Genomic DNA, 22,184 nt, shown 5'->3' on the forward strand with positions numbered 1-22,184 from the left:
CGAACGAGGACTCAGTGTGAGCAATTCGGACATCTTGCTGAACGTCAACGGCATCGAGGTCATCTACAACCATGTGATCTTGGTGCTCAAGGGCGTGTCGCTGCAGGTCAGAGAAGGCTCGGTCGTCGCTTTGCTTGGGGGCAACGGCGCCGGCAAAACCACGACGCTGCGGGCCGTCTCCAACTTGCTGGCCGGCGAGCGCGGCGCCGTCACCAAGGGGTCTATCGAGCTGCGTGGCGAGCGCATCGACAAGCTCTCGACGGCCGACTTGGTCGGGCGCGGCGTGATACAGGTGATGGAGGGGCGCCACTGCTTTGCCCACCTCAGCATCGAGGAAAACCTGCTGACCGGCGCCTACACCCGCCGCGACGGCAAGGCGGCGGTGGCGGCGACCTTGGAGAAGGTCTACAACTACTTTCCAAGGCTGAGAGACCGCCGGGCCACCCAAGCCGCTTACACCTCGGGCGGCGAGCAGCAGATGTGCGCAATTGGCCGCGCTTTGATGGCCAAGCCCAAGATGGTCTTGCTGGACGAGCCTTCGATGGGGCTGGCCCCGCAGATTGCCCTGGAGGTGTTCGAGATCGTCAAAGACCTCAACCAGCGCGAGGGGGTGACATTTTTATTGGCCGAGCAAAATACCCATATGGCTTTGCGTTATGCCGACTATGGTTACATCCTGGAGAACGGCCGCGTGGTGATGGACGGCGCAGCCTCGCTGTTGAGCGAGAACGAGGACGTCAAGGAGTTCTACCTGGGCATGGGCGGCGGAGATAGGAAGAGTTTCAAGGATGTCAAAAGCTATAAGCGCCGCAAGCGCTGGTTGGCCTGAGGCGCGGCTGGGCAGCAGGCAAGGTAGGGACTGGACTGTATGAATGACGAACAATTTTTTGCCCCACCGGCCTTCAAGCCGGACGAGGCGCTGCAACAACTCAAGCGAGCGTTGCGCGACAGCCGCTCTCTGAGCGAGCGCAACAACCAGTTCAGCCTGCAGGGTCAAGTCGTGCTGGAGCTGAGCGTGGCTGACTCGATCCTGCATGCCCGCTTGGCCAAGCGCCCGGCGCGCAGCCCGGACTGGGATTTGCGTGACTGCAAGAACAGCAGCGAGGCGCGGGCGCTGCAAGACGAAATCAAGCGCCGCCTGGCGCGCTGGACGGACGAAACCCCATGAGCAGCGTGCAGCCGGGCCCGTTCTTCGACGCCTTAGAGTGCCTTGATCCGACCGAGCGCGAGCGCGCCCTGATGGCGGCGCTGCCGCAGCAGATCGCGCATGCCCAGGCCCAGGCGGGTGCATATTCTGAGCTGTTTGCCGGTCTTGACGCGCGCGGCATCAACAGCCGGGCAGCGCTGGCGCAGCTGCCCGTTACCCGCAAGGCCGAGCTGTTAGCGCGGCAGCAGCGCCTGCGCGCAAGCGATCCATTTGGAGGCTATGCAACGATTGCTTGGGGGCTGCGGCGCGGCGCCCGGCGGGTCTTCCAGTCGCCCGGCGGCGTCTATGAGCCTGAAGGCGAGGCCAGCGACTATTGGCGCGCCGCGCGGGCGCTGTTTGCGGCCGGCTTGCGCAGCGGTGACTTGCTGCACAACAGCTTCAGCTACCACCTGACGCCAGCCGGCTCAATGATGGAGGGCGGCGCGCACGCGCTGGGCTGCACCGTCTTCCCTGGCGGCGTTGGCAATACCGAGTTGCAACTGCAGGCCATTGCCGATTTGCGGCCAAAAGCCTTTGCTGGCACGCCGAGCTTTCTGCGCATCCTGCTGGAGAAGGCTGCAGCCATGGGCTTGGACGTCGGCGCCTTGAAGACCGCGCTGCTCAGCGGCGAGGCGCTGCCGCCCCCCCTGCGCGACTGGTTTGCCGAGCGCGGGGTGGCGGCTTTTCAATGCCTTGCCAGCGCCGATCTGGGCTTGATTGCCTATGAAACCGCTGCGCGCGAGGGCTTGGTGCTGGCCGAGGGCTTGATTGTCGAGATCGTGCGGCCGGGCACGGGCGAGCCCTTGCCGGACGGGGAAGTGGGTGAGTTGGTGGTGACCAGCTTGAATCCGGACTACCCCTTGATACGGTTTGGTACCGGGGACTTGTCTGCGGTGCTGCCGGGCCTGTGCCCGACCGGGCGCAGCAACACCCGCATCCGAGGCTGGATGGGCCGCGCCGATCAGTCGGTCAAGGTGCGCGGCATGTTTGTGCACGCGGCCCAGGTGGCCGAGATCATGCAGCGCTTTCCTGCCCTGGGGCGTGCGCGCTTGCTTGTCGAGGGTGAGATGGCGCAAGACCGCATGAGCTTGAGAATCGAGGCTGCGGCCGGCGCCGATGAGGAGGGTCTGTGTGAACGCATCGCCGCAGTGGTGCGCGAAGTCACCAAGCTGCGTGCCGAAGTGCAGTTGCTGGCGCTCGGCAGCCTGCCCAACGATGGGCGGGTTATTGAGGATGCGCGCATTTATGCCTAATCTGCTCGGGCTGGCAGCACTTGCCCCGCTCGGCAGGCTTTCGGCTTCGTTATAGTGCGGCTCGCCGCCGTCAAGGTGGCGCGCCAAGTCATCCCATTTCTCGCACTTTCTTTCTATTCAAGGCCACGCACATGTCAACAGCTCGGATCGCACCAAAGTCATTGTCTTGGCCTAGCTTGGGGCCGATCTGCCTCGCTTGCGCTTTGGCTCTGGGCATGTCGGCTTCGGCGCGTGCCGATGATGTGGCCGATGTGCAGGCCATGTTGGCCGGCGGCAAGCTTGCCGAGGGTTTGAAGAAGGCGGACGACTTGCTCAAGGCTAAACCTGGCGACGCGCGCCTGCGCTTGCAGCGCGGAATCGCCCTGTCCCTGCTGGGGCGCAACCCCGAGGCGATCGAGGTGTTCAAGAAGTTGGTCGCGAGCAACCCGGAGATGCCCGGCCCTTACAACAATCTGGCCGTGCTCTACGCCAACCAGGGCGACTATGAAAAGGCCAGGCAATCGTTGGAGCAAGCGGTCAGGGCCAACCCTGACTACGCCACTGCCTACCAAAACCTGGGCGACATCCATGCGCGGCTGGCCGAAAAAGCCTATGCCAAATCGCTGTCACTGGACAAGAACGACCTGGCACTGCCGCTGAAAATCGCGGCAGTGCAGAATGTCTTCGAGCCCGGCGCGCCGGCTCGTACCAGCCCACCAGCGGCAAAGCCGACTCCCGCACCTAGCCCTGCGGCCGTCGCTGCGGCGCCTACCCCTGTTCCTGCTCCTGCTCCTTCCAAGAGCCCTGCTGCACCTGCTGCTGCGGCAGTGGTGGCAAAAGCCAGCGCTGAATCTGCGAAGCCTGCTGATCCACTCACTTCGGCCGTGTTGTCCAGCCTGTCGGGCCAGCCTGCCAAGGTTGCTGCCAACACGCCCAGCACGGCCAACACAGGTAACACAAGCAAAGCGGCCCAGCCCGCCCCAGCCCTTGCTGCAGCGGCCAAGCCGGCGGCAGCGGCCGCTACGACCAAGGTCGACAGCTCGGCCAGCGACAGCCAAGCAGTTCGAACAGCGGTTGACGCCTGGGCTGCGGCCTGGAGCAAGCGCGATATGTTTGCCTATTTCGCCGCCTACGCCCCCGATTTCAAGGGCAAGGCCGCCAGCCGCAAGGCCTGGGAAGCGGACCGGGTCGCGCGTATTTCCAGCAAGAAGGAAATCTCGGTGGTGCTCAGCGATGTGCAGGTCAAGCTTGAGGGCAACACCGCCACCGTGAGCTTCAAGCAAGACTACCGCGCCGACGCCTTGAAGATGAAGAACGACAAGACCTTGGCGCTGATCAAGGGCAAAGCCGGCGATTGGCAAATCACCAGCGAGAACTCTAACTGACAGGCCATACGGCCTCTTAGAGCATCAGCGGCAGCCGGCGCAGGCGTTGGCCGGTCAGCGCGAACAAGGCGTTCGCGACTGCCGGAGCGATAGGCGGGGTGCCCGGCTCGCCGACGCCGCCCGGAGGCGCGCTGCTGGGCAAGATGTGGACCTCGATCACCGGCATCTGCGCCATCCGAATAACTTCATAGTTGGGGAAGTTGCTCTGCTCGATGCGGCCGTTCTTGATGGTGATCTCGCCGAACAAGGCGGCCGACAGGCCGTAGACGATCGCACTTTGCATCTGCGCCTCCACCGTGTCGGGGTTGACGACCACGCCGCAGTCGATCGCGCAGACGACCCGGTGCACGCGCGGCTGGCCGTCTTGCACGGACACTTCGGCGACCTGGGCGCACCAGGAACCAAAGCTTTCATGCACGGCAATGCCGAGTGCTCGGCCGGCGGGCAAGGCTTGGCCCCAGCCGGCCTTGGCGGCAGCTAACTCCAGCACCGCGCGGTGCCGGGGCTTTTCGGCCAGCAGGACGCGGCGGTATTCAAGCGGGCCCTTGCCGGCCGCATGGGCCAACTCATCGATGAAGCCTTCGGTGAAGAAGGCGTTGTAGGAGTGGCCGACGCTGCGCCAGGAGCCCACCGGCACAGGGGTCTTCACGCGCAGTTGGCGCACGCTCAAGTGAGGAATTGCGTAGGGCAGGTCAAACGCGCCTTCGATCTGATTTTTGTCCGGCGAGTCCGCGGCAAAGGCGGGTAGCAGGCGCTCGGTGGTGGACAGGCCGATTGAGGGCGCAGCCACCCGATTCAGCCAGGCAAGGGCTTGGCCCTGCTCGTCCAGCGCGGCGGCGAAGCTGGCCATCGCGGCTGGGCGGTACATATCGTGCTGCATGTCTTCTTCGCGCGACCAGATCAGCTTGACCGGCTGACCCTTTGTTCGGATCGCGATCAGCACCGCCTGCTCGATCATGTCGAGCTCCAGCCGGCGGCCGAAGCCGCCGCCCAAGAGCGGCACATGCAGCGTCACCTGTTCGCTGTCCAGGCCGGCAATCTTGGCGGCGCGCCAACGTGCCAGCGACGCGACTTGGGTGCCGCACCAGACGGTCAAATGCCCGTCCTTGAACTGGGCGGTGCAGTTGATCGGCTCCATCGCCGCATGGGCCAAGAATGGCGCCGAGTAAGTCGCCTCCAATTTGCGCGAGGCTTGGCTCAAGGCCTTGTCGGCATCGCCTTGGCTGCGAAAACCGCTGCCATTGTCACTGCCGGTCAATGCGGCTTGCAACTGAGCGCTGATCTGCGCCGAGTCGAGCTTGGCGTTGGGGCCTTCGTCCCATTCGACGTTCTGAGCCTCCAGCGCGGACTTGGCGCGCCAATAGCGGTCGGCCACGACGACCACGGCTTGGTCTTGAATCACAAAAGCGTCCGCTACGCCGCGCGCGGCCTTGGCCGCACTCGCATCAAAGCGCAAGACCTTGCCGCCCAAGACCGGGCATTGGCGAATCGCGGCAAACAGCAGGCCACCGGGTTTGACGTCGATGCCGAACTCGGCACTGCCATTGACCTTGGCCGGGATGTCGGTGCGCGCGGTGGGCTTGCCGATCAGGCGGAATTCGCTGGGGTTCTTGAGCTTCACGTCGCTGCGCGGTGCAATTTTTGCTGTGGCAGCCGCCAACTCGCCAAAGCCGATGCTGCGGCCGCTGGCCGGATGGCTGACCACGCCGGCCCGCACGCGGCAAGTCTCGGCTGCCACGCCCCAGGCTTGCGAGGCGGCGTCGACCAGCATCGCTCTGGCCGTCGCGCCGGCCAAGCGCATCGGGGCCCAGGCATCGCGGACGCTGGAGGAGCCACCGGTGACTTGCAGACTCAGCGCATAACCGACTTTTTGTACGGAGCGGCGCGCGATGCGAGCCAGCAGGTTGTCATCATCGCTGGCGAAGGGCAGCACATTGAGCAGCAGCGCGGTGTTGGCATAGATTTGGGCGACAGGCGCCTGCTCGGTGCTGACGCTGGCCCAGTCGGCGTCCATCTCCTCGGCGACCAGCATCGCCAAAGCGGTGTGCACGCCTTGGCCCATCTCGGCGCGCGGCGAGGCGACGATGACGCGGCCGTCCGGCATGATCTTGACCCAGCCGTTCAGCGCGACTTGCTCGCCGCTGGTGGGGAAACTGTGCTTGTCGCCCAGGCGCGAGCGGGCCGAGGGCGGTGTCGTCAGGCTCACGCCCAACAAAACGCCGCCGCCCAGCAGGCCGCCGGCGATCAAAAAGCCACGGCGCTTCATGCTGAAGCTCCGTTCAGCTGAGCTGCGGCGAGATGTATGCCCGCTCGAATGCGCTGGTAGGTGCCGCAGCGGCAGATATTGCTGATGTTGGTGTCGATGTCGGCGTCTGTAGGCCGGGGTTTAGCTCGCAGCAAGCTGGCTGCAGCCATGATCATGCCGCTCTGGCAGTAGCCGCATTGGGGCACTTGCTGTTCAATCCAGGCCGCTTGCAAGGCAGCGGTGATGCGGTCGGGCTCGGCCTCGATGGTGCGTATGCTCTTGCCTTCCAGCGCCATGATGGGCATCACGCATGAGCGGGTCGCGACGCCGTCCACCTCGACCGTGCAGGCGCCGCAGCTGGCGACGCCGCAGCCGAACTTGGTTCCAGTCAGGCCCAACTCGTCGCGCAGCACCCATAGCAGCGGGGTCTCGGGTTCAATATCCAAGCTGTGGCGCTGGCCGTTGATGCTGAGGTTTGTGTTCATGGTCGCCATGCTAAGCTTCAAGCCGACTTGAAGGTCAAGCATTTTTTGAACGTTCGGGCAGGGGCTAAATGTAATGAAGATTGGAGATTTGGCGCAGCGCACCGGGATGGCCACGTCGGCGATTCGGTTCTATGAATCCAGCGGTTTGTTGCCGCCGGCCAAGCGCGGCGCCAATGGCTATCGCAGTTATGACGAAGAAACCTTGCAGCGCTTGCTGGTGATTCAGACCGCGCAGCGCTTGGGTTTTTCGCTGGACACTTTGCGTCGCCTGGCCGGCCATCAAGGGCGCGAGATGCCGCATGATTTGGTAATGCAAAGCTTGCAAGAGCGTTTGAGTGAAATCGATGCCATGCAGAACACCTTGGCGACGCAGCGGCAAGAGACCGAGGTGCTGATGCAGCAGTTGCAGGCGCAATGGCAGCAAGGCCGCTGCTTGGAACTCGGCGCAGGCACGCCTTTGGTTGCGCAGACTGTTTGAACACGACTGACAAGAGGCTTGTTCGTAAAAAGAGGAAGCAAGCTCTTGGATTGGCTGCTTTATTCAAGTCCCCCTAGGCCTCAACATGGGAGGCCCGGGGGGACTTGCCTTGGCCATGGCAGTCGGAGCCTCAGTTTGTCACCGAAAGTGTTTAAGTCCCCTCGGCAATAAGCCGGAAATTTTGTAAAAAGGCCGTTCATGAAACGCATTGCCCTGTTTTTGTTGACCAATCTTGGCGTCATGCTGGTGTTGGGCTTGGCCGTTCACCTCTTGGGCCTGAACCGTTTCCTCACGGCCAACGGACTCAATCTCACCAGCCTCCTGGGCTTTGCCTTAGTCATGGGCTTTGGCGGCGCCTTTATCTCGCTGCTGATCAGCAAGCCGATGGCCAAGTGGACCGCCGGCGTCAAACTCATCAACGACTCCGGCGACACGACCCATATGTGGTTGGTGACGACCGTGGAGCGCTTCTCTGCCAAGGCCGGCATCAAGATGCCCGAGGTGGGCATTTACGAAGGCCCGCCGAATGCATTTGCGACCGGCGCTTTCAAGAACTCGGCCTTGGTGGCGGTGTCGACCGGCCTGCTGGAGTCGATGACGCGCGAGGAGGTGGAAGCGGTTCTTGGCCATGAGATCGCGCATGTGGCCAATGGCGATATGGTCACCATGGCCTTGATTCAAGGCGTTATGAATACCTTTGTGGTCTTCATCTCGCGCGTGATCGGCTATTTGGTCGACAAGTTCGTGCTGCGCAATCAGAACGACGGGCCCGGCATGGGCTACTTCATCACTACCATCGTGATGGACATCGTGTTGGGCGTGGTGGCGGCAATGATCGTGGCCTGGTTCTCGCGTCAACGCGAATTCAGGGCCGATGCCGGGGCGGCGCAATTGATGGGCCGTAAGCAGCCGATGATGAATGCCTTGGCTCGCTTGGGTGGGCTGGACCCCGGCGAGATGCCCAAGTCCATGCAGGCAATGGGCATCAGCGCGCGGCCCAGCGGCCTGATGGCGCTGTTCTCCAGCCACCCGCCGATGGAGCAGCGCATTGCTCGGCTCCAGCAGACAAACGCTGGCTAATTGACTCGCAGCGGGATCGTTACCGGCCCGTCGTTCAGTAGGCTCACTTGCATATCGGCGCCGAATTCACCGCCGGCCACTACCGGGTGCAGGCCGCGGGCATAGTTCAGGCAATGGTCATATAGGCGCTGGCCCGCTTCGGGCCTGGCTGCGCCGGTGAAGCTGGGCCGATTGCCGCCGCTGCAGTCGGCCGCCAGCGTGAATTGAGAGACGATTAACAGGCCTCCGCCCACGTCCTGCAGGCTCAGATTCATTTTGCCGGCTGCATCGCCGAAGATGCGCAGCTTCAAAACCTTGTTGATCAGTTTCTCGGCCTGCGCGTCGCTGTCGCCCGGCTCGGCGCAGACCAGCATCAGCAGGCCGGGGCCAATGGCGCCTATGGCTTGCCCGGCGACTTCGACCTCGGCGTGGCGCACTCTTTGCAAAATCGCGATCAAAATTCTTCCTTGTTTGGCAGTTGAAATGCCGCCTGTGCAGCGGCTCGAATTGTGTCCGCAAGCCCGAGCTTCAGCGCCAGACGCCCCCTACAATCCCGCCAGAATTTGTGACTTCACACCCTTGTTTTTGTCTGGATCAGCCATGAAGAACGAAGCCAGCTCGGCCCACAGCACCGATGTCTCCCATATCGCTCCGCGCGAAAAGGCCGAGATCCTGTCGCAGGCGCTGCCCTATATCCGCAAATTTCATGGCAAGACCATCGTCATCAAATACGGCGGCAACGCGATGACCGACCCGGCCCTGCAGCAGGACTTTGCCGAGGATGTGGTGCTCTTGAAGCTGGTCGGCCTGAATCCGGTGGTGGTGCATGGCGGCGGCCCGCAGATCGAAGGTGCCTTGACTCGCTTGGGCAAGAAGGGCCATTTCATCCAAGGCATGCGCGTCACCGACGAAGAAACCATGGAAGTGGTGGAGTGGGTCTTGGCCGGTCAGGTGCAGCAAGACATTGTTGGCCTGATCAATGTGGCCGGCGGCAAGGCCGTGGGCCTAACGGGCCGCGACGGCGGCATGATCCGCGCCAAGAAGCTCAAGATGCTGGACAAGGATGACCCGGCCAAAGAACACGATATCGGCCAGGTCGGCGACATCGTCAGCATCGACCCGAGCGTGGTCAAGGCGCTGCAGGACGACCAGTTCATCCCGGTCATCAGCCCGATCGGCTTTGGCGAGCACAACGAGAGCTACAACATCAATGCCGATGTGGTGGCTGGCAAGTTGGCCGAAATCCTCAAGGCGGAAAAGCTGGTGCTCTTGACCAACACGCCCGGCGTGCTGGACAAGGCCGGCAATTTGCTGACCGACCTGAGCGCGCGTGAGATCGACGAGTTGTTTGCCGACGGCACGCTGTCGGGCGGCATGCTGCCCAAAATCGCCTCGGCACTGGAGGCGGCCCGGAGCGGCGTCAATGCCGTCCACATCATCGACGGCCGCGTGCCGCATGCGATGCTGCTGGAGATTTTGAGCGATCAAGCGTACGGAACGATGATCCGATCCCACTAAGGGATCGGGACATCGTTCCGCGTCCGACCGACGGGAGGACTTGCGATGATCAGATCGTACCGAGGACTGTGAATGGGCCAAGCCCGCAGGAAAGTCTGGTTCTTCGATCTCGACAACACGCTGCATAACGCGTCCGCTCATGTGTTCCGGGCGCTGAATTTGGCGATGACCGATTACATCGAAACCCATGTCGGCGTGCCGCGCGATGAGGCCAACCGCCTGCGCGCGCTGTACTGGCATCGTTACGGCGCGACGCTACTGGGTTTGGTGCGGCACCACGGCGTGCAGCCGGCACATTTTTTGCACCACACCCATCAATTGCCGGGCGTGGACGCCTTGCTGCACGGCCATGCTCATGATCTGGCGGCGCTCAAGCGTCTGCCCGGGCGCAAATTCTTGTTGACCAATGCGCCTTTGGCCTATGCCGAACGGGTATTGGCCGTGCTGGGAATTTCGCATTGTTTTGAGGGTGTGATCGCCTTCGAGCAAATGCGTATGTTTGGCCAGTTACGCCCCAAGCCCGATGCGCGCATATTCCGCCACTTGCTGGCTGGGCTGCAGCTTCGCGCAGGGGGCTGTGTGCTGGTGGAAGACACGCTGGTACATCAAAAGGCCGCCCGTCGGGTGGGCATGCGCACGGTCTGGATGCAGCGCTGGCTGCATCGCTCCCGCAACAATCCACTCGGCCCGGAGGCGCACAAGGGCTTGCGCCGCAGGCCGGTCTATGTGGATAGGCGCATTAATCGGCTCGGTGCCTTGCTGACCATCCCCCCAGTTTGAGGCCTGCATGGACGAGGCGCTGCGCCTAACCTTGCGGTACCGTACAGCGTCTGTTTACTCGTTTGCAAACTCAAATCGTGAAGCGCTCATGAGTGTTTTCTCCGTGCTTGTCGTTGAAGATCAGGCCCGCTTTCGCGAGGCTTTCGCGCGTTCGCTGGCGCATGTGACCGACATCAACTTGCTGGGGCTGGCGCATGATCTGCCGCAGGGCCGCAAAATGTTTGACCAGTACCGGCCGGACGTATTGCTGGTCGATCTGGATCTGCCCGGCGGCAGTGGCATCGATTTGATTCGCCATGCCGCGCAAACGCGGCCCGAGTGCGAGGTGATGGTGATCTCGGTGTTTGGCGATGAGCAGCATGTCTTGGCCAGTATCGAGGCCGGAGCCAGCGGCTATTTGCTCAAGGACAGCCTGGCGCTCGATCTGCCCGAGCAACTGCGCAGCTTGCGCTGCGGCGGCAGCCCGATCAGCCCCCTGATTGCGCGGCGTTTGCTCAAACGCTTGGCGCCCACCGCCCATGCGGATCGTGGTACTGGGCCAGCGGCGTCCTTGGACGAGGATGCAGTGGCCTTGTCGGAGCAGGAGTCAAAGGTCTTGAATCTGGCCGCCAAGGGCTTCACTTTTGATGAGATCGCCGGCTTTATGGCGGTGTCTCCGCACACGGTGATGACTTACGTCAAACGGGTTTATCGCAAACTGCATGTGCGCTCCAAGGTGGAGGCGATCTATGAAGCGCGCCGCCTGGGTTGGCTGCGGGATTGAGTGTCACGCGGCTGTGCCAGAATCGGCCGCCGGCTGCCGTCATGGGCCGAGCGCTTTCGTGACGCGACAATTTTTGCGAACAACCCCAAGCCGCTATGCCCATGTCAGCTCCAGAGCCAAAACTGAATCTTGTCGCCTCCGCATTGCCCACTGCCGCTGCCACAGCTTCGGCACCGCGAAAGCGGCCGCGGCCGGGTGAGCGCCGGGTGCAGATTCTGCAGACGCTGGCCAGCATGTTGGAGCAGCCGGGCGCTGATCGCGTGACCACCGCTGCCTTGGCGGCCAAGCTTGAGGTCAGCGAAGCGGCCTTGTACCGTCACTTCGCCAGCAAGGCGCAGATGTTCGAGGGCCTGATCGAATTCATCGAAAGCAGCATCTTCACCCTCCTGAATCAGATCAGCGAGCGCGAAGGGTCGGGCCTGCTGCAGGCGCAAAAAATTGTCTCCATGCTCTTGCAGTTTGGCGAACGCAACCCCGGTATGACCAGGGTGATGGTAGGCGACGCCCTGGTGTATGAAAACGAGCGCCTGGTGCTGCGCATGAACCAGTTCTTCGACCGTGTGGAGTCAACGCTGCGCCAGGTGCTGCGCAACGCGGCCGAAGCGAAGGGATCCAGCACGCCGACGGTAGACGCGAATGCGCAAGCCTCGGTGCTGGTCAGCTTCATCATCGGGCGGTTGCTGCGCTATGCGCGCAGTGGCTTCAAGCGCAGCCCGATCGAGCAGCTGGACTCGGCGCTGCGCATGTTGCTCAGCTGAAACTCGGGCCCGCTGGGGCTCGCCGCTACACTGGCCAGCCCTTGAATGCGCGCTGACCATGGACGAATCAATACAAGTTTCCCTGCAGGGTTTTCTGCAACGAGCCGAGTCATTGCTGGCTCGCGTTGAGACCCTGCTGCCGCCTGCGTTGACCGCACCCGACTGGCAGGCAGCGGCGGCCTTTCGTTACCGGCGCCGACGCGGTGTGCCGGTGCTGGAGCCGGTGCGGCATGCGGCCAGCATCCGGCTGAGCGAGCTCTTGGAAGTGGACACGCAAAAGCAGCGCTTGCTGCAAAACACCGAGCAGTTTGTGTCCGGCCGCTTGGCCAACAATGTGTTGTTGACCGGCGCTCGCGGCACCGGCAAAAGCTCGTTGATCAAGGCTTGCCTGAATGAATTCGCGCCGCGGGGCCTGCGTCTGATCGAGGTCGACAAGGCCGATCTGGTGGATCTGCCCGATCTGGTGGACTTGGTGGCCGAGCGCCCCGAGCGCTTTGTGATCTTCTGTGACGACTTGAGCTTCGACGAGGGCGAACTCGGCTACAAAGCCTTGAAGTCGATGTTGGACGGGTCGGTGGCGGCAGCCAGCGACAACGTCTTGATCTACGCCACCAGCAATCGCCGCCACCTTTTGCCCGAGCAAATCAAGGACAACCTGAGCTACACCCACCAGCCCGACGGCGAGGTGCATCCGGGCGAGGCGATCGAAGAGAAGATCTCGCTGTCCGAGCGCTTCGGCCTGTGGCTGAGCTTCTATTCCTTCAGCCAGGATGAATATCTGGCCATTGCCGCTCAATGGTTGCGTTACTTCAGCGTGCCCGAACCGGCGATTGCAGCGTCCCGTCAGCCCGCGCTGGTTTGGGCGCTGGAGCGCGGCTCACGCTCGGGCCGGGTGGCTTACCAGTTCGCCCGTGATTTGGCCGGGCGTGAAGGGCTGGATCATCATGGCTGAGCCAAGCGCGCAGGACCGTGTGCCGGTTGATGTGGCGGTGGGCGTGCTGGTCGAGCGCGACGGCAGCGGCTGCGAAGGGCGTTTCTTGTTGACCAGTCGGCCGGTGGGCAAGGTCTATGCCGGTTTCTGGGAATTTCCCGGCGGCAAGCTGGAAGCGGGTGAAACCGTCGAGCAGGCGCTGCGCCGCGAGCTGCATGAGGAGCTCGGCATCGAGATCGGTGCGGCCCACCCCTGGCAAGAGCTGGTGATGGACTACCCGCATGCGCGTGTACGGCTGCACTTTTGCAAGGTGTTCGAGTGGACAGGCGAGTTCGAGATGCGTGAGCAGCAGGCCATGGCTTGGCAAAGTCTGCCGGTGCAGGTGCAGCCGGTCTTGCCGGGCACGATTCCGGTGCTGGATTGGTTTGCCGGCGAGCGGGGCTTTGTAGGGGCGACCCATCTGGGCTGACCCCTCAACTACACTGAAGCCCATGAACTGGTTGGATCAAATCAAGTGGGATGCGGACGGCCTGGTGCCGGTGATCGCGCAGGAGCGGGCGAGCGGGGACGTGGTCATGTTCGCCTGGATGAACCGCGCCGCGCTGGCGCGCACCCAGGAACTCGGGGAGGCCGTGTATTGGAGCCGCTCGCGCGCCAAACTCTGGCACAAGGGCGAAGAGTCCGGCCACACGCAGACGGTGCATGAGATGCGGCTCGACTGCGACAACGACGTGCTGCTGTTGAAAATCACCCAGAACGGCCACCAACCCGGCATTGCCTGTCACACCGGACGGCATTCCTGTTTTTATCAACGCCTGGAGCAGGGCGGCGCCGCGCCGGACTGGCAGGCTGTCGAGCCGGTGCTGAAGAACCCTGAGCAAATTTACAAATGAATGATATTCAGCGCGTCGGCAGTGACAACACCTTGGCCCGCATCGCCGCCGTGATCGAATCACGCAAGCCCGGCAATGGCGGCGACCCCGCCAGCAGCTATGTGGCCAAGCTGTTCGACAAGGGCTTGGATTCGATTTTGAAAAAAATCGGCGAGGAGGCGACCGAAACGGTGATGGCGGCCAAGGACGGTGACCCCCAAAAGCTGCTCTATGAAGTGGCCGATTTGTGGTTTCACTCCATCATCGCGCTGAGCCATTTTGGTTTGAAGCCCGAGCAAGTGCTGGCCGAACTGGCCCGTCGCGAGGGTTTGTCGGGCTTGCAAGAGTTTGCCCAGCGCTCAAAGGCGCAAGAGGAAGAACCGAATGACTGAAGCCAAGGAGTCGGTGGAGAATGCGGTCGTTTTGGACAGTGCGCGTGAGCGCAGCCTGCACACCGTGGGGGTGCTGAGCTACTTGCTGCATGCGGTGGTGGCGGTGGGGGCGGTGCTGCCCGGCGTGCAGGCCAGCGTCTTTTTGTTGCTGGTGGCTGTGTTGATCGATTTGATCAAACGCGATGAAGCTAAGGGCTGCTGGCAGGCCTCGCATTTCAGCTGGCGCCTACGCAGTGTGCTGTGGGCGGGCGTGCTCTATGCGTTGACCAGCCCCTTGTTTTTGCTTCTTTTCGTGCCGGGCTGGATAGCTTGGGCCCTGGTGTCGATCTGGTTTCTGTATCGCATCGTGCGCGGCTGGACAGCGATGAATGGCGGCCGGGCGATGCCGACTTGATCTGAGCACTGTGATTGTTTGACCCCCACAACGAGTCTCCTGCCATGCCACACGACCCCAATTGCCTGTTCTGCAAAATCATCGCCGGCCAGATCCCCAGCCGCAAGGCGTACGAGGATGAGTTGGTGCTGGCCTTTCATGACATCCACCCTTGGGCGCCGGTGCATGTGCTGATCGTGCCCAAGCAGCACATCGCGATGATGAGCGATTTGGGGCCTGAGCATCAGCTATTGCTGGGCCATATGGCGGTGCTGGCGCCCAAGTTGATGCGGGAGCTGGGCGTGACGAATGGCTTTCGCACCGTCATCAACACCGGCCCCGATGGCGGCCAAGAGGTCTACCACCTGCATATGCATGTGATGGGCGGGCCGCGCCCTTGGTTGAAAGGCTGACCAAGCATTTAGCAAGCTTTGATCTGTGACATCGTCATATGTCACCCTGGGGCGATTTGTCATGTGGCCCAACTAGAATGCCAAGATTGTCTGTAGGAGTTGAATAATGGGTTCGTTTAGTATTTGGCACTGGCTGATCGTGCTGGTGATTGTGGTGTTGGTGTTTGGCACCAAAAAGCTCAAGAACATCGGCAGCGATCTGGGCGGTGCCGTCAAGGGCTTCAAAGATGGCATGAAGGACGGTGGCGCAGACGCGGCCCCGACGTCGACTGCCCCTGCGCAACAAGTCACCAGCAACAAGACGGCCGACAGCAACACGGTTGACGTCGAGGCCAAGACCAAGTCTTGATGGACTGCCGGTCTGACGCTGCATGATTGACTTCGGATTTGACAAGCTGGCGCTGATTGGCGCAGTGGCTCTGATCGTCATCGGTCCCGAGCGCCTGCCAAGGGTGGCGCGTACCGTCGGGCATTTGATCGGCAAGGCACAGCGCTATGTGTCTGACGTCAAGGCCGAGGTGAGCCGCTCGATCGAGCTCGAAGAGCTCAAAAAAATGAAGACCGAGATGGAAACGGCTGCCCGCGATGTGGGGCAGGCCGTTCAGCAAGAGGTGGACGGTGCCAATCAAGCGTTCGCGCAGACCTGGTCCGATCTCGGCGACAACAGCATTGGAGGCGACCTTGGCAGCCATGCTTACGAGGGTAACTCCTTTGGCGCCACGGCTTACAAGCGGCCCAAGAAGAACTGGCGCTTGAAGCGAGGAGCTACGCCGCAGTGGTACAAGCAGCAGCTCGGCGTGCGCAGGCATGCGCAGTCCGGTGCCGCGCGGGTTGCTCGTTATCGCCCTGCAGGCGCCGCGCTACGTCGTTCGACCCCACCTTGAATCAAGCCAGATAACGACGACCCCATCGCATGAGCAATGACAGCAAACCGGACGATGAACTCGCCGGCACGGAACAACCCTTTGTCTCCCACCTGATCGAACTGCGCGACCGCTTGGTACGCGCGTCGATTGCCGTGGCGATTGCCTTTGGCGTCTTGGCCTTTTTCCCCGGTCCCTCGGCCCTGTACGACATGCTGGCCGCGCCGCTGGTGGCGCAGTTGCCGGCCGGCTCGACGCTGATCGCCACCAATGTGATTTCGCCTTTTTTGGTGCCTTTGAAGATCACCTTGATGGCGGCCTTTTTGATCGCCTTGCCTATCGTGCTGTACCAAGTCTGGGCCTTTGTGGCGCCGGGTCTTTATTCGCATGAGAAGCGCTTGGTGCTGCCTTTGGTGTTTTCCAGCACCGTGCTGTTCTTCATAGGCGTGGCGTTTTGCTACTTCTTCGTGTTCGGGCAGGTTTTCAAATTCATCCAGAGCTTTGCGCCCAAAAGCATCACCGCAGCGCCCGATATTGAGGCCTATCTGAGCTTTGTGATGTCGATGTTCATTGCCTTCGGCGCGGCATTCGAGGTGCCGGTGGTGGTGGTCTTGCTGGTCCGCATGGGTTTGGTGACGGTCGAGAAGTTGCGCGAGTTTCGCGGCTACTTCATCGTCCTGGCCTTCGTGATTGCCGCCATCATCACGCCGCCCGACGTGGTGTCGCAGCTGGCGCTGGCGATACCGATGTGCATCTTGTATGAGCTTGGCGTCTTCGCGGCCGGCTATTTCAATCAATACTCCAAGGCGCCGGACGAGCAAGCCTGAGGCGCTGGGTCTAGCGCTCGCCGCCCGGACCCTCTAGCTGCTGAACCTGTGTCGGTGGCTTAGGCCGCTGCCCGATCATCACTTCGATCTCCATCTGCCGCTCGCCGCGCTGTACCGCCAGTGTCGCCGGCTTCAAGGGCGGCAGCGCGGCCACAGCCGCCAGCAATTGAGCCGGGCTCTGTACGGCGGTGCTTCCCACCTTGGTCAACACATCGCCTGGCTTGACGCCGGCCTTGGCGGCCGGTGCATTGGCCAGCACGCCGCTGATCAGCACGCCTGACACCAGCGGCAGCTTGAAGGCCTCGGCGAACTCGGGCGTGAGCTCACGGGTTTGCACGCCAATCCAGCCTCGAGCGACCTGACCGTCACGCAGCAAGGCGTCCATCACCAGGCGCGCCGAGCTGATGGGAATGGCGAAACCGATGCCAAGGCTGCCGCCGTTGCGCGAGTAGATGGCGGTGTTGATGCCGACCAAATTGCCGTCCACATCGACCAGCGCGCCACCCGAGTTGCCGGGGTTGATGGCCGCGTCGGTTTGAATGAAATTCTCGAAGGTGTTGATGCCCAGCTGACTGCGCCCAAGGGCGCTGACGATGCCCGAAGTCACCGTCTGCCCGACATTGAAGGGGTTGCCAATGGCCAGCACCACATCGCCGACCTGCAGGCTGTCGGCCGTGCCAAGGTGGATGACGGGCAGGCGCTCGAGCTCGATCTTCAGCACCGCCAGATCGCTTTCAGGGTCGGTGCCGACCAGCGTGGCGCGCGCTTGGCGGCCATCGGTCAACATCACCTCGATGTCCGACGCGCCCTCGACCACATGGTTATTGGTCAGTAAATAACCGTCTGCCGATACGATCACGCCCGAGCCCAGGCCGGTTTGCGGGCGCATCGCTTCTTTGCCTCGGCCGCGTTGACCGAAGTGGAACCTGAACCAGGGGTCTTGGGCTTCGCTATTGCGCGGCGGCGCCTTGCTGGCCGTGATGCTGACGACTGCGGGCGCGGCGCGTCGGGAGGCCAGGCTGTAGCCGGTGCGCTGGCCGCTGCTGGCTGCGGTGGCGGGCGGGTAGGCGGCGGACAGGGCTGCTTGATTGAAGGCGGGCAAGTTGGCGCTCGCGGCCGGGCGCAGCCATTCGGGCTTGAGTGTGCTCAGAACAAAAAGAATGGCCATCGCCACGGTCGTGGTCTGAGCGAAAATCAACCAAAGCTTACGCACTCTCAAAGTCTCCCCATGCCTCAACGCCACGTCATCGATCTCCATCTGAAACGCCTGCTGGAGGTCGACCGGTTCAAGGATTATGGGCCGAATGGCTTGCAGGTCGAGGGCCGGGCCGAGATTCGGCACATCGTCTGCGGGGTCACCGCCAGCTTGGGCCTGATCGAGGCCGCGATCGCCGCCGGCGCCGATGCGATTTTGGTCCACCATGGCTTGTTCTGGCGCGGCCAGGATGGCCGAGTCACCGGCTGGATGAAGCAGCGCCTGGCGCGCTTGTTGGCAGCCGATGTCAATTTGTTTGCCTACCATTTGCCGCTGGATGCGCATGCCGAATACGGCAATAACGCGCAACTCGGACGGCTGATGGATTGGCAAGCGGATGCGCGCTTTGGCGAGCAAGACTTGGGTTTTGCGGGCAGTCTCGCTGCACCCCAAAGCCTGCTCGAATTGAGCTCGCATCTGGAGCGCCAGTTGGGGCGGACGGTGCTGGCTGCTCCCGGTGATGGTCGCCCCTTGCGGCGGCTTGGCTGGTGCTCGGGTGGCGCGCAGAGCTATTTCGAGGCGGCCATCGCCGCCGGCGTCGATGTGTTTGTGACCGGTGAAATCTCCGAGCCGCAAGCCCATTTGGCGGCCGAGACCGGGGTGGCTTTTGTTGCCGCCGGTCATCATGCGACCGAGCGCTATGGCGTGCAGGCCTTGGCCGCGCACCTGGCGAGCGAACTGGGCGTGACTCAGCAATTCATCGATATTGCGAACCCGGCATGAGCAAGGTACGGGCGAACAAGCGGGTCTTGCTCACCATGGGTGATCTGTGCGGCATCGGACCGGAGATTGTCGCCATGGCGCTGGGCCGTCCGGAGCCGGGCATGGACGCGCAGCTCTGTGTGGTCGGCGATGTTGCAGTGATGCGCCGCGCGATGACTTGGGCGGGCGTGCAGCGGCCTTTGCTGCGCCTGACTTCACTGCAAGAGTTGGGCGATCTGCCGCCGAATTGTGTGGCGGTATGGCAGCCCGAGGGCTTGCCCCAGGGGCTGCTGGATTGCGCCATCGGGCAGATTGATGCGAAGGCGGGAGCGGCAGCTGCCCTGTGCATCGAGGCGGCTGTGGGTGCCATACAAGCGGGCTCGGCCGATGCACTGGTGACGGCGCCCATCCACAAGGAGGCCTTGCATGCGGCAGGCATAGGCTATCCGGGCCACACGGAGATGCTGCAGGCGCTGGCTGCCGGCAGCGGCGCAGCGCTGCCCGTGCGCATGATGTTGGCCAATGATGAGTTGCGGGTGGTGTTGGTGACGATTCACTGCGCGCTGCGGCGCGCCATAGACTTGATCAATGCCGACAGCGTGCTGGAAACCTTGCGGATCGCGCAGGCGGCGATGCTGCGCTTCGGCATCGCCGCGCCGCGCATTGCGGTGGCCGGATTGAATCCTCACGCGGGTGAGGGGGGCTTGTTCGGAGATGAAGAAATTCTGCATATTGCGCCGGCCATTGCGCGGGCGCGTGCCGAGGGGCTAGACGCCACTGGCCCGTTCGCGCCCGACACCGTGTTCATGCGCGCACGCCACAGCGCCGCGCACCCGGGCGAGTTCGATGTGGTGGTGGCCATGACCCATGACCACGGGCTGATCCCGGTCAAGTACCTGGGCGTTGAGCAAGGCGTCAATGTGACCTTGGGCCTGCCTTTTGTGCGCACCAGCCCGGATCATGGCACCGCCTTTGACTTGGCCGGCAGCGGCCGTGCCGACCCCGCCAGCTTCAAGACGGCGCTGCGCATGGCTTGCCAGTTATTGCCCTGAACGGGCTGCGCGCTGACCGGCGCGGGTTCAGACCTTGATGGCTGCTAACTGTTTGCGTGCACGGGAGATGGCCCGCTCCATCAGGTAGGCGTTTTCAAACGCGCGCATGCGCTTGGCTTCGCACAAACGTTTGAGCATGCGCGCCGTCATGGTGACTGTTTCCTGATGCTTGGCGCCTTGGGTGAAGATGAAGAAGCTGCGGCCGGCACTGATATGGGCCAGTCTTACCTTGTGCCAGCGGTCGCCGGTATGCATTTGATAGGCAAAGCCCAGTTGAAGATGTTCGATCAGCAATTCGCCTTCGCTGGGCTCGGGGGCATCAGTAGAGGCTGGCAGGCCCTCGATGCTGATGTCCACGGCCTGCAAGGGCGCGTCGGCGCTCAGATCGATGTCGATTTCCCCCGACCAATCAACGCCGGACTCTTTGATCAGGCCCAGCGACGAGGCCTCGGCGGCACTCAAGCGCGCCGACAGGTCGGCATCTTGAGGCATTGCGCCCGCGCTATCGGCACCTAAATCTTGTTCAGCCGGCGGCGCGCTGCCGAAAACGCCGTCGAGTTGCTTGGACAGCAAATTGGCTTCGAGCGCGCTGAGGGCCTGGCCCTTCAGTGATTCCGCATGGGCGGGTAGCAACTGACCGAAAAAGGCGTTGCGAGCAGGCTCGGGCCAGGCGATCAAATCCAGGCCTTCGTTGAGGGTTTGCATCAGCTTGGGTAGGGCGCCCAAAAAGAGCTGCCTTTGCGCCGTGCCGGCCTTGGGCTGCACACTCATGACCAAGTCGCGGCCAAACTGCCTGATGCGTTGCGTGCGCTCGGGCGTGCTGGCGCTGTCGCGGCTGACCAGCACAATGACTTGACTCCAGGCCTGCGACAAAAAGTCGCGGATGAAGTCCGGCATGGCGACAGGCGTCAAGGCGGATTGCAGCTGCTTCGCGTACATCTGCTGCAGGCGCAGATCAACTTCTTTGCGAGCCAGCAGGGCGGCGGCATCGCCTTGTGAGCTAAGCGCCTTGCCGACCTGCTCGGCAATGAACTGTTCGAGCGCATCGAGCTTGCTCTCGTAAACATCCATGCGGTCGAAGTCGCCGTTAGCAACTTCCTGCACCAGTTCCCGCACATGGGCCAAAAAGGCCAGCCCGGGGTCTTCGCTAAAGTCGTCGAAGGCGCAGGCGAGCGAAGCCATGCGGTTGATGAAGCGGCGTACCGGATGGCGGCGGGACGAGAAGAAGGTCTGATCACCCAACGCAGCCCGTAAGACAGGCAGCTGTAGGCTGGCCAGCAGCCGCGCCATCTGTGGCGGCACTTTGGGGTCGGACAGCACTTGATCAAACAGACTGCTGACGACGTCGATCACCATGTGATCAAGGCGGCCGGTGGCTGCTTCGCGCAGCTCCTCTCGGTGCAGATGGATCAAATTGGGTGGTGCCGCGCCTTGCCAGCTGGAGGCGCTGAAGTCTTCGCTCCAGCGAGCGCTGTTGGCCAGATCGACTGGCTGAGCGTAGCCGTCGCCCGCTGGGTTGTCGCCGGTGGTGGCCCAGCCGGCCGGTCCTGCACCACCTGGGCCGGCTGGCCCGGCTGGCACTTGGGCCAAGCGGCGCAACAAGTCCATCAGCTGAGCATCGACAGCGCCCAGGCCGCCCGAGCCTTGGGCTGTGTAGCCTTGCGGCCCGCCGCCAAACTGACCGCCACCGCCACCGCCACCGCCACCGCCAAAGCCGGTGCTATGTCCGCTGCCATGACCACTGTTGTAGCCGCTGCTGTGACCTCTGCTGTGACCGTCACCATGTCCACCGAAAGTCCCGCCGCCATGTCCCGAGTTGCCAAATCTGCCGCCGCCGGTGCTGAGCCCTTCGTCCAGCGCGCCGGCCTGGCTGTGCGCCGACAGTCCATGCGCGCGGCTGGATGGGCTGGCCTCGGAGCCTCTGACGCGCAAGTCTTGCGGGCGCAGGCCTCGGTTGCGGAACAACTCGGCAATATCGGCGTAGCAAACGCGCATTTCCTGCGCCAAGGCGCGGGTCAATTCATCGATCAGTATTTGCCGGGTGTCGGCCTCGTCGGTGACCGCCTGAACGGCGGTCAGCAAGGCCTGGCCGATCAATTCGGGGCGCAGTGGATTGCGCTCTCCTATGCTCAGGCCTCCCATATAGGACTCGACCTCGCGCAACTCCCACTCGCTTTGATGCCCGATGGCCAGGCCGATGCGGTCGCCCACTACCAGAGCGTCGACCTGCTCGTCATCCATCAAGGACAGCTCACCCCAGTCCTTCTTGCCGCTAGGCCGAGCGCCCGCTTTGACGGTTTGCTCCTGGTCCAACTGCGTGCGCAGCGACAAGTAGAACTGCTGACCAAACAAGGCCTGCTGTTTACGGAACAAATACTGCGCCGCCAACAGTGCTTCGCGGCGTTTCACTTGCCCGGCAGAGAGAGCTGACAGGCCCAAACCTTCCGCGCAGCGTTCGGCCGCTTGGTCACCTGCCGTGCGAACGCGCTGGACGGCGGCTTCCAGATGAGGGTTCAGTCGGCTGAGTTCGGGCGCATTCATGGGGTCGGTGGGCGATCTTTGTAGCTTGGTTGCCACAGTCTATAGCAGCAATTATCGAGCTTATATCGCCCGCC

At 62.7% G+C, this 22,184-nt stretch carries 26 protein-coding genes; 21 read left to right on the forward strand and 5 right to left on the reverse strand.

Annotated features, from left to right (window positions below):
* Positions 1-16: 16 nt before the first annotated feature.
* The 4 genes from PRZ03_RS10455 (at position 17) to PRZ03_RS10470 (ending at position 3,803) form a co-directional block, all read left to right on the forward strand.
* Positions 17-829: an ABC transporter ATP-binding protein gene (locus PRZ03_RS10455; RefSeq protein ID WP_263534549.1), complete on the forward strand. Its 813-nt coding sequence runs from the start codon at positions 17-19 to the stop codon at positions 827-829.
* Positions 830-868: 39 nt separating this feature from the next.
* Positions 869-1,168: a hypothetical protein gene (locus PRZ03_RS10460; protein ID WP_263534548.1), complete on the forward strand. Its 300-nt coding sequence runs from the start codon at positions 869-871 to the stop codon at positions 1,166-1,168.
* Complete coding sequence (locus PRZ03_RS10465) at positions 1,165-2,439, forward strand: phenylacetate--CoA ligase family protein (RefSeq protein ID WP_273600251.1); 1,275 nt, start codon at positions 1,165-1,167, stop codon at positions 2,437-2,439. Before PRZ03_RS10460 ends, PRZ03_RS10465 begins: the two co-directional genes overlap by 4 nt.
* 215 nt (positions 2,440-2,654) lie before the next feature.
* Positions 2,655-3,803 carry a YybH family protein gene (locus PRZ03_RS10470; RefSeq protein WP_273600252.1) on the forward strand — a complete coding sequence of 383 codons (1,149 nt, stop codon included), beginning with the start codon at positions 2,655-2,657 and terminating at the stop codon, positions 3,801-3,803.
* 16 nt (positions 3,804-3,819) lie between these two features.
* Here PRZ03_RS10470 and PRZ03_RS10475 read toward each other — a convergent pair whose 3' ends face one another.
* Together PRZ03_RS10475 and PRZ03_RS10480 are read right to left on the reverse strand one after the other, a co-directional pair.
* On the reverse strand, positions 3,820-6,069 hold the full coding sequence (locus PRZ03_RS10475; protein WP_273600253.1) for a xanthine dehydrogenase family protein molybdopterin-binding subunit: 2,250 nt from the start codon (positions 6,067-6,069) through the stop codon (positions 3,820-3,822).
* Positions 6,066-6,533 (reverse strand): (2Fe-2S)-binding protein, encoded by a 468-nt coding sequence (locus PRZ03_RS10480; protein ID WP_273600254.1) that lies wholly within the window; start codon positions 6,531-6,533, stop codon positions 6,066-6,068. Before PRZ03_RS10480 ends, PRZ03_RS10475 begins: the two co-directional genes overlap by 4 nt.
* A gap of 73 nt (positions 6,534-6,606) precedes the next feature.
* On the opposite strand from PRZ03_RS10480, the gene PRZ03_RS10485 reads away from it, so the two are divergent.
* Together PRZ03_RS10485 and htpX are read left to right on the forward strand one after the other, a co-directional pair.
* Complete coding sequence (locus PRZ03_RS10485) at positions 6,607-7,011, forward strand: MerR family transcriptional regulator (protein WP_263534543.1); 405 nt, start codon at positions 6,607-6,609, stop codon at positions 7,009-7,011.
* A 198-nt stretch (positions 7,012-7,209) separates the two neighbouring features.
* Positions 7,210-8,091: a protease HtpX gene (htpX, locus tag PRZ03_RS10490; RefSeq protein WP_273600255.1), complete on the forward strand. Its 882-nt coding sequence runs from the start codon at positions 7,210-7,212 to the stop codon at positions 8,089-8,091.
* Here htpX and dtd read toward each other — a convergent pair.
* Positions 8,088-8,528 carry a D-aminoacyl-tRNA deacylase gene (gene dtd / locus PRZ03_RS10495; RefSeq protein WP_273600256.1) on the reverse strand — a complete coding sequence of 147 codons (441 nt, stop codon included), beginning with the start codon at positions 8,526-8,528 and terminating at the stop codon, positions 8,088-8,090. The two genes, htpX and dtd, sit on opposite strands and share 4 nt — an antisense overlap.
* 142 nt (positions 8,529-8,670) lie before the next feature.
* Here dtd and argB point away from each other — a divergent pair, with 142 nt between their 5' ends.
* The 13 genes from argB to tatC all read left to right on the forward strand — a co-directional run bounded on the left by argB (position 8,671) and on the right by tatC (position 16,560).
* Positions 8,671-9,588 carry an acetylglutamate kinase gene (argB, locus tag PRZ03_RS10500; protein ID WP_263534540.1) on the forward strand — a complete coding sequence of 306 codons (918 nt, stop codon included), beginning with the start codon at positions 8,671-8,673 and terminating at the stop codon, positions 9,586-9,588.
* A gap of 72 nt (positions 9,589-9,660) precedes the next feature.
* Entirely contained in the window at positions 9,661-10,368 is a 708-nt protein-coding gene (locus PRZ03_RS10505; RefSeq protein WP_273600257.1) for a pyrimidine 5'-nucleotidase, read from the forward strand.
* An 88-nt stretch (positions 10,369-10,456) separates the two neighbouring features.
* Entirely contained in the window at positions 10,457-11,131 is a 675-nt protein-coding gene (locus PRZ03_RS10510; protein ID WP_273600258.1) for a response regulator, read from the forward strand.
* 95 nt (positions 11,132-11,226) lie between these two features.
* Entirely contained in the window at positions 11,227-11,889 is a 663-nt protein-coding gene (gene slmA / locus PRZ03_RS10515) for a nucleoid occlusion factor SlmA (RefSeq protein ID WP_409993953.1), read from the forward strand.
* Between the two features lie 58 nt (positions 11,890-11,947).
* Positions 11,948-12,841 carry an ATP-binding protein gene (locus tag PRZ03_RS10520; protein ID WP_273600260.1) on the forward strand — a complete coding sequence of 298 codons (894 nt, stop codon included), beginning with the start codon at positions 11,948-11,950 and terminating at the stop codon, positions 12,839-12,841.
* The gene (locus PRZ03_RS10525) at positions 12,834-13,289 is read left to right on the forward strand and encodes an NUDIX domain-containing protein (protein ID WP_273600261.1); all 456 of its coding nucleotides are present in this window, start codon (positions 12,834-12,836) and stop codon (positions 13,287-13,289) included. The genes PRZ03_RS10520 and PRZ03_RS10525 overlap by 8 nt, the downstream gene beginning before the upstream one ends.
* A gap of 13 nt (positions 13,290-13,302) precedes the next feature.
* The gene (gene hisI / locus PRZ03_RS10530) at positions 13,303-13,713 is read left to right on the forward strand and encodes a phosphoribosyl-AMP cyclohydrolase (protein ID WP_273600332.1); all 411 of its coding nucleotides are present in this window, start codon (positions 13,303-13,305) and stop codon (positions 13,711-13,713) included.
* Positions 13,710-14,084 (forward strand): phosphoribosyl-ATP diphosphatase, encoded by a 375-nt coding sequence (locus PRZ03_RS10535; RefSeq protein ID WP_273600262.1) that lies wholly within the window; start codon positions 13,710-13,712, stop codon positions 14,082-14,084. Before hisI ends, PRZ03_RS10535 begins: the two co-directional genes overlap by 4 nt.
* Positions 14,077-14,478 (forward strand): DUF4870 family protein, encoded by a 402-nt coding sequence (locus tag PRZ03_RS10540; protein WP_273600263.1) that lies wholly within the window; start codon positions 14,077-14,079, stop codon positions 14,476-14,478. The genes PRZ03_RS10535 and PRZ03_RS10540 overlap by 8 nt, the downstream gene beginning before the upstream one ends.
* Positions 14,479-14,522: 44 nt before the next feature.
* A complete protein-coding gene (locus PRZ03_RS10545; RefSeq protein ID WP_263534532.1) occupies positions 14,523-14,870 on the forward strand; it encodes a histidine triad nucleotide-binding protein in 348 nt (115 codons plus the stop codon).
* 106 nt (positions 14,871-14,976) lie between these two features.
* A complete protein-coding gene (tatA, locus tag PRZ03_RS10550; protein WP_263534531.1) occupies positions 14,977-15,219 on the forward strand; it encodes a Sec-independent protein translocase subunit TatA in 243 nt (80 codons plus the stop codon).
* 22 nt (positions 15,220-15,241) lie between these two features.
* A complete protein-coding gene (tatB, locus tag PRZ03_RS10555; protein ID WP_263534530.1) occupies positions 15,242-15,754 on the forward strand; it encodes a Sec-independent protein translocase protein TatB in 513 nt (170 codons plus the stop codon).
* Positions 15,755-15,783: 29 nt separating this feature from the next.
* Positions 15,784-16,560 carry a twin-arginine translocase subunit TatC gene (tatC, locus tag PRZ03_RS10560; RefSeq protein WP_273600264.1) on the forward strand — a complete coding sequence of 259 codons (777 nt, stop codon included), beginning with the start codon at positions 15,784-15,786 and terminating at the stop codon, positions 16,558-16,560.
* Positions 16,561-16,570: 10 nt separating this feature from the next.
* Here tatC and PRZ03_RS10565 read toward each other — a convergent pair whose 3' ends face one another.
* A complete protein-coding gene (locus PRZ03_RS10565; protein WP_273600265.1) occupies positions 16,571-17,773 on the reverse strand; it encodes a trypsin-like peptidase domain-containing protein in 1,203 nt (400 codons plus the stop codon).
* A 15-nt stretch (positions 17,774-17,788) separates the two neighbouring features.
* Here PRZ03_RS10565 and PRZ03_RS10570 point away from each other — a divergent pair, with 15 nt between their 5' ends.
* Together PRZ03_RS10570 and pdxA are read left to right on the forward strand one after the other, a co-directional pair.
* Complete coding sequence (locus PRZ03_RS10570) at positions 17,789-18,538, forward strand: Nif3-like dinuclear metal center hexameric protein (protein ID WP_273600266.1); 750 nt, start codon at positions 17,789-17,791, stop codon at positions 18,536-18,538.
* Positions 18,535-19,569: a 4-hydroxythreonine-4-phosphate dehydrogenase PdxA gene (gene pdxA / locus PRZ03_RS10575; protein WP_273600267.1), complete on the forward strand. Its 1,035-nt coding sequence runs from the start codon at positions 18,535-18,537 to the stop codon at positions 19,567-19,569. Before PRZ03_RS10570 ends, pdxA begins: the two co-directional genes overlap by 4 nt.
* 27 nt (positions 19,570-19,596) lie before the next feature.
* Here the strand turns inward: pdxA and PRZ03_RS10580 are convergent, their stop codons facing one another.
* Positions 19,597-22,110: a DUF1631 family protein gene (locus tag PRZ03_RS10580; protein WP_273600268.1), complete on the reverse strand. Its 2,514-nt coding sequence runs from the start codon at positions 22,108-22,110 to the stop codon at positions 19,597-19,599.
* Positions 22,111-22,184: the final 74 nt, after the last annotated feature.

The sequence above is a fragment of the Roseateles albus genome (genome assembly GCF_028595345.1).
Lineage (GTDB): Bacteria > Pseudomonadota > Gammaproteobacteria > Burkholderiales > Burkholderiaceae_C > Paucibacter_A > Paucibacter_A albus.

What these genes read in the sequence shown, in the direction of transcription:
- PRZ03_RS10460 (WP_263534548.1), top strand. Translation starts at nt 869, where the DNA reads ATGAATGACGAACAATTTTTTGCCCCACCGGCCTTCAAGCCGGACGAG.
- PRZ03_RS10465 (WP_273600251.1), top strand. Translation starts at nt 1,165, where the DNA reads ATGAGCAGCGTGCAGCCGGGCCCGTTCTTCGACGCCTTAGAGTGCCTT.
- PRZ03_RS10470 (WP_273600252.1), top strand. Translation starts at nt 2,655, where the DNA reads ATGTCGGCTTCGGCGCGTGCCGATGATGTGGCCGATGTGCAGGCCATG.
- PRZ03_RS10475 (WP_273600253.1), bottom strand. Translation starts at nt 6,069, where the DNA reads ATGAAGCGCCGTGGCTTTTTGATCGCCGGCGGCCTGCTGGGCGGCGGC.
- PRZ03_RS10480 (WP_273600254.1), bottom strand. Translation starts at nt 6,533, where the DNA reads ATGAACACAAACCTCAGCATCAACGGCCAGCGCCACAGCTTGGATATT.
- PRZ03_RS10485 (WP_263534543.1), top strand. Translation starts at nt 6,607, where the DNA reads ATGAAGATTGGAGATTTGGCGCAGCGCACCGGGATGGCCACGTCGGCG.
- htpX (WP_273600255.1), top strand. Translation starts at nt 7,210, where the DNA reads ATGAAACGCATTGCCCTGTTTTTGTTGACCAATCTTGGCGTCATGCTG.
- argB (WP_263534540.1), top strand. Translation starts at nt 8,671, where the DNA reads ATGAAGAACGAAGCCAGCTCGGCCCACAGCACCGATGTCTCCCATATC.
- PRZ03_RS10505 (WP_273600257.1), top strand. Translation starts at nt 9,661, where the DNA reads ATGGGCCAAGCCCGCAGGAAAGTCTGGTTCTTCGATCTCGACAACACG.
- PRZ03_RS10510 (WP_273600258.1), top strand. Translation starts at nt 10,457, where the DNA reads ATGAGTGTTTTCTCCGTGCTTGTCGTTGAAGATCAGGCCCGCTTTCGC.
- slmA (WP_409993953.1), top strand. Translation starts at nt 11,227, where the DNA reads ATGCCCATGTCAGCTCCAGAGCCAAAACTGAATCTTGTCGCCTCCGCA.
- PRZ03_RS10520 (WP_273600260.1), top strand. Translation starts at nt 11,948, where the DNA reads ATGGACGAATCAATACAAGTTTCCCTGCAGGGTTTTCTGCAACGAGCC.
- PRZ03_RS10525 (WP_273600261.1), top strand. Translation starts at nt 12,834, where the DNA reads ATGGCTGAGCCAAGCGCGCAGGACCGTGTGCCGGTTGATGTGGCGGTG.
- PRZ03_RS10535 (WP_273600262.1), top strand. Translation starts at nt 13,710, where the DNA reads ATGAATGATATTCAGCGCGTCGGCAGTGACAACACCTTGGCCCGCATC.
- PRZ03_RS10540 (WP_273600263.1), top strand. Translation starts at nt 14,077, where the DNA reads ATGACTGAAGCCAAGGAGTCGGTGGAGAATGCGGTCGTTTTGGACAGT.
- PRZ03_RS10545 (WP_263534532.1), top strand. Translation starts at nt 14,523, where the DNA reads ATGCCACACGACCCCAATTGCCTGTTCTGCAAAATCATCGCCGGCCAG.
- tatA (WP_263534531.1), top strand. Translation starts at nt 14,977, where the DNA reads ATGGGTTCGTTTAGTATTTGGCACTGGCTGATCGTGCTGGTGATTGTG.
- tatB (WP_263534530.1), top strand. Translation starts at nt 15,242, where the DNA reads ATGATTGACTTCGGATTTGACAAGCTGGCGCTGATTGGCGCAGTGGCT.
- tatC (WP_273600264.1), top strand. Translation starts at nt 15,784, where the DNA reads ATGAGCAATGACAGCAAACCGGACGATGAACTCGCCGGCACGGAACAA.
- PRZ03_RS10570 (WP_273600266.1), top strand. Translation starts at nt 17,789, where the DNA reads ATGCCTCAACGCCACGTCATCGATCTCCATCTGAAACGCCTGCTGGAG.
- pdxA (WP_273600267.1), top strand. Translation starts at nt 18,535, where the DNA reads ATGAGCAAGGTACGGGCGAACAAGCGGGTCTTGCTCACCATGGGTGAT.
- PRZ03_RS10580 (WP_273600268.1), bottom strand. Translation starts at nt 22,110, where the DNA reads ATGAATGCGCCCGAACTCAGCCGACTGAACCCTCATCTGGAAGCCGCC.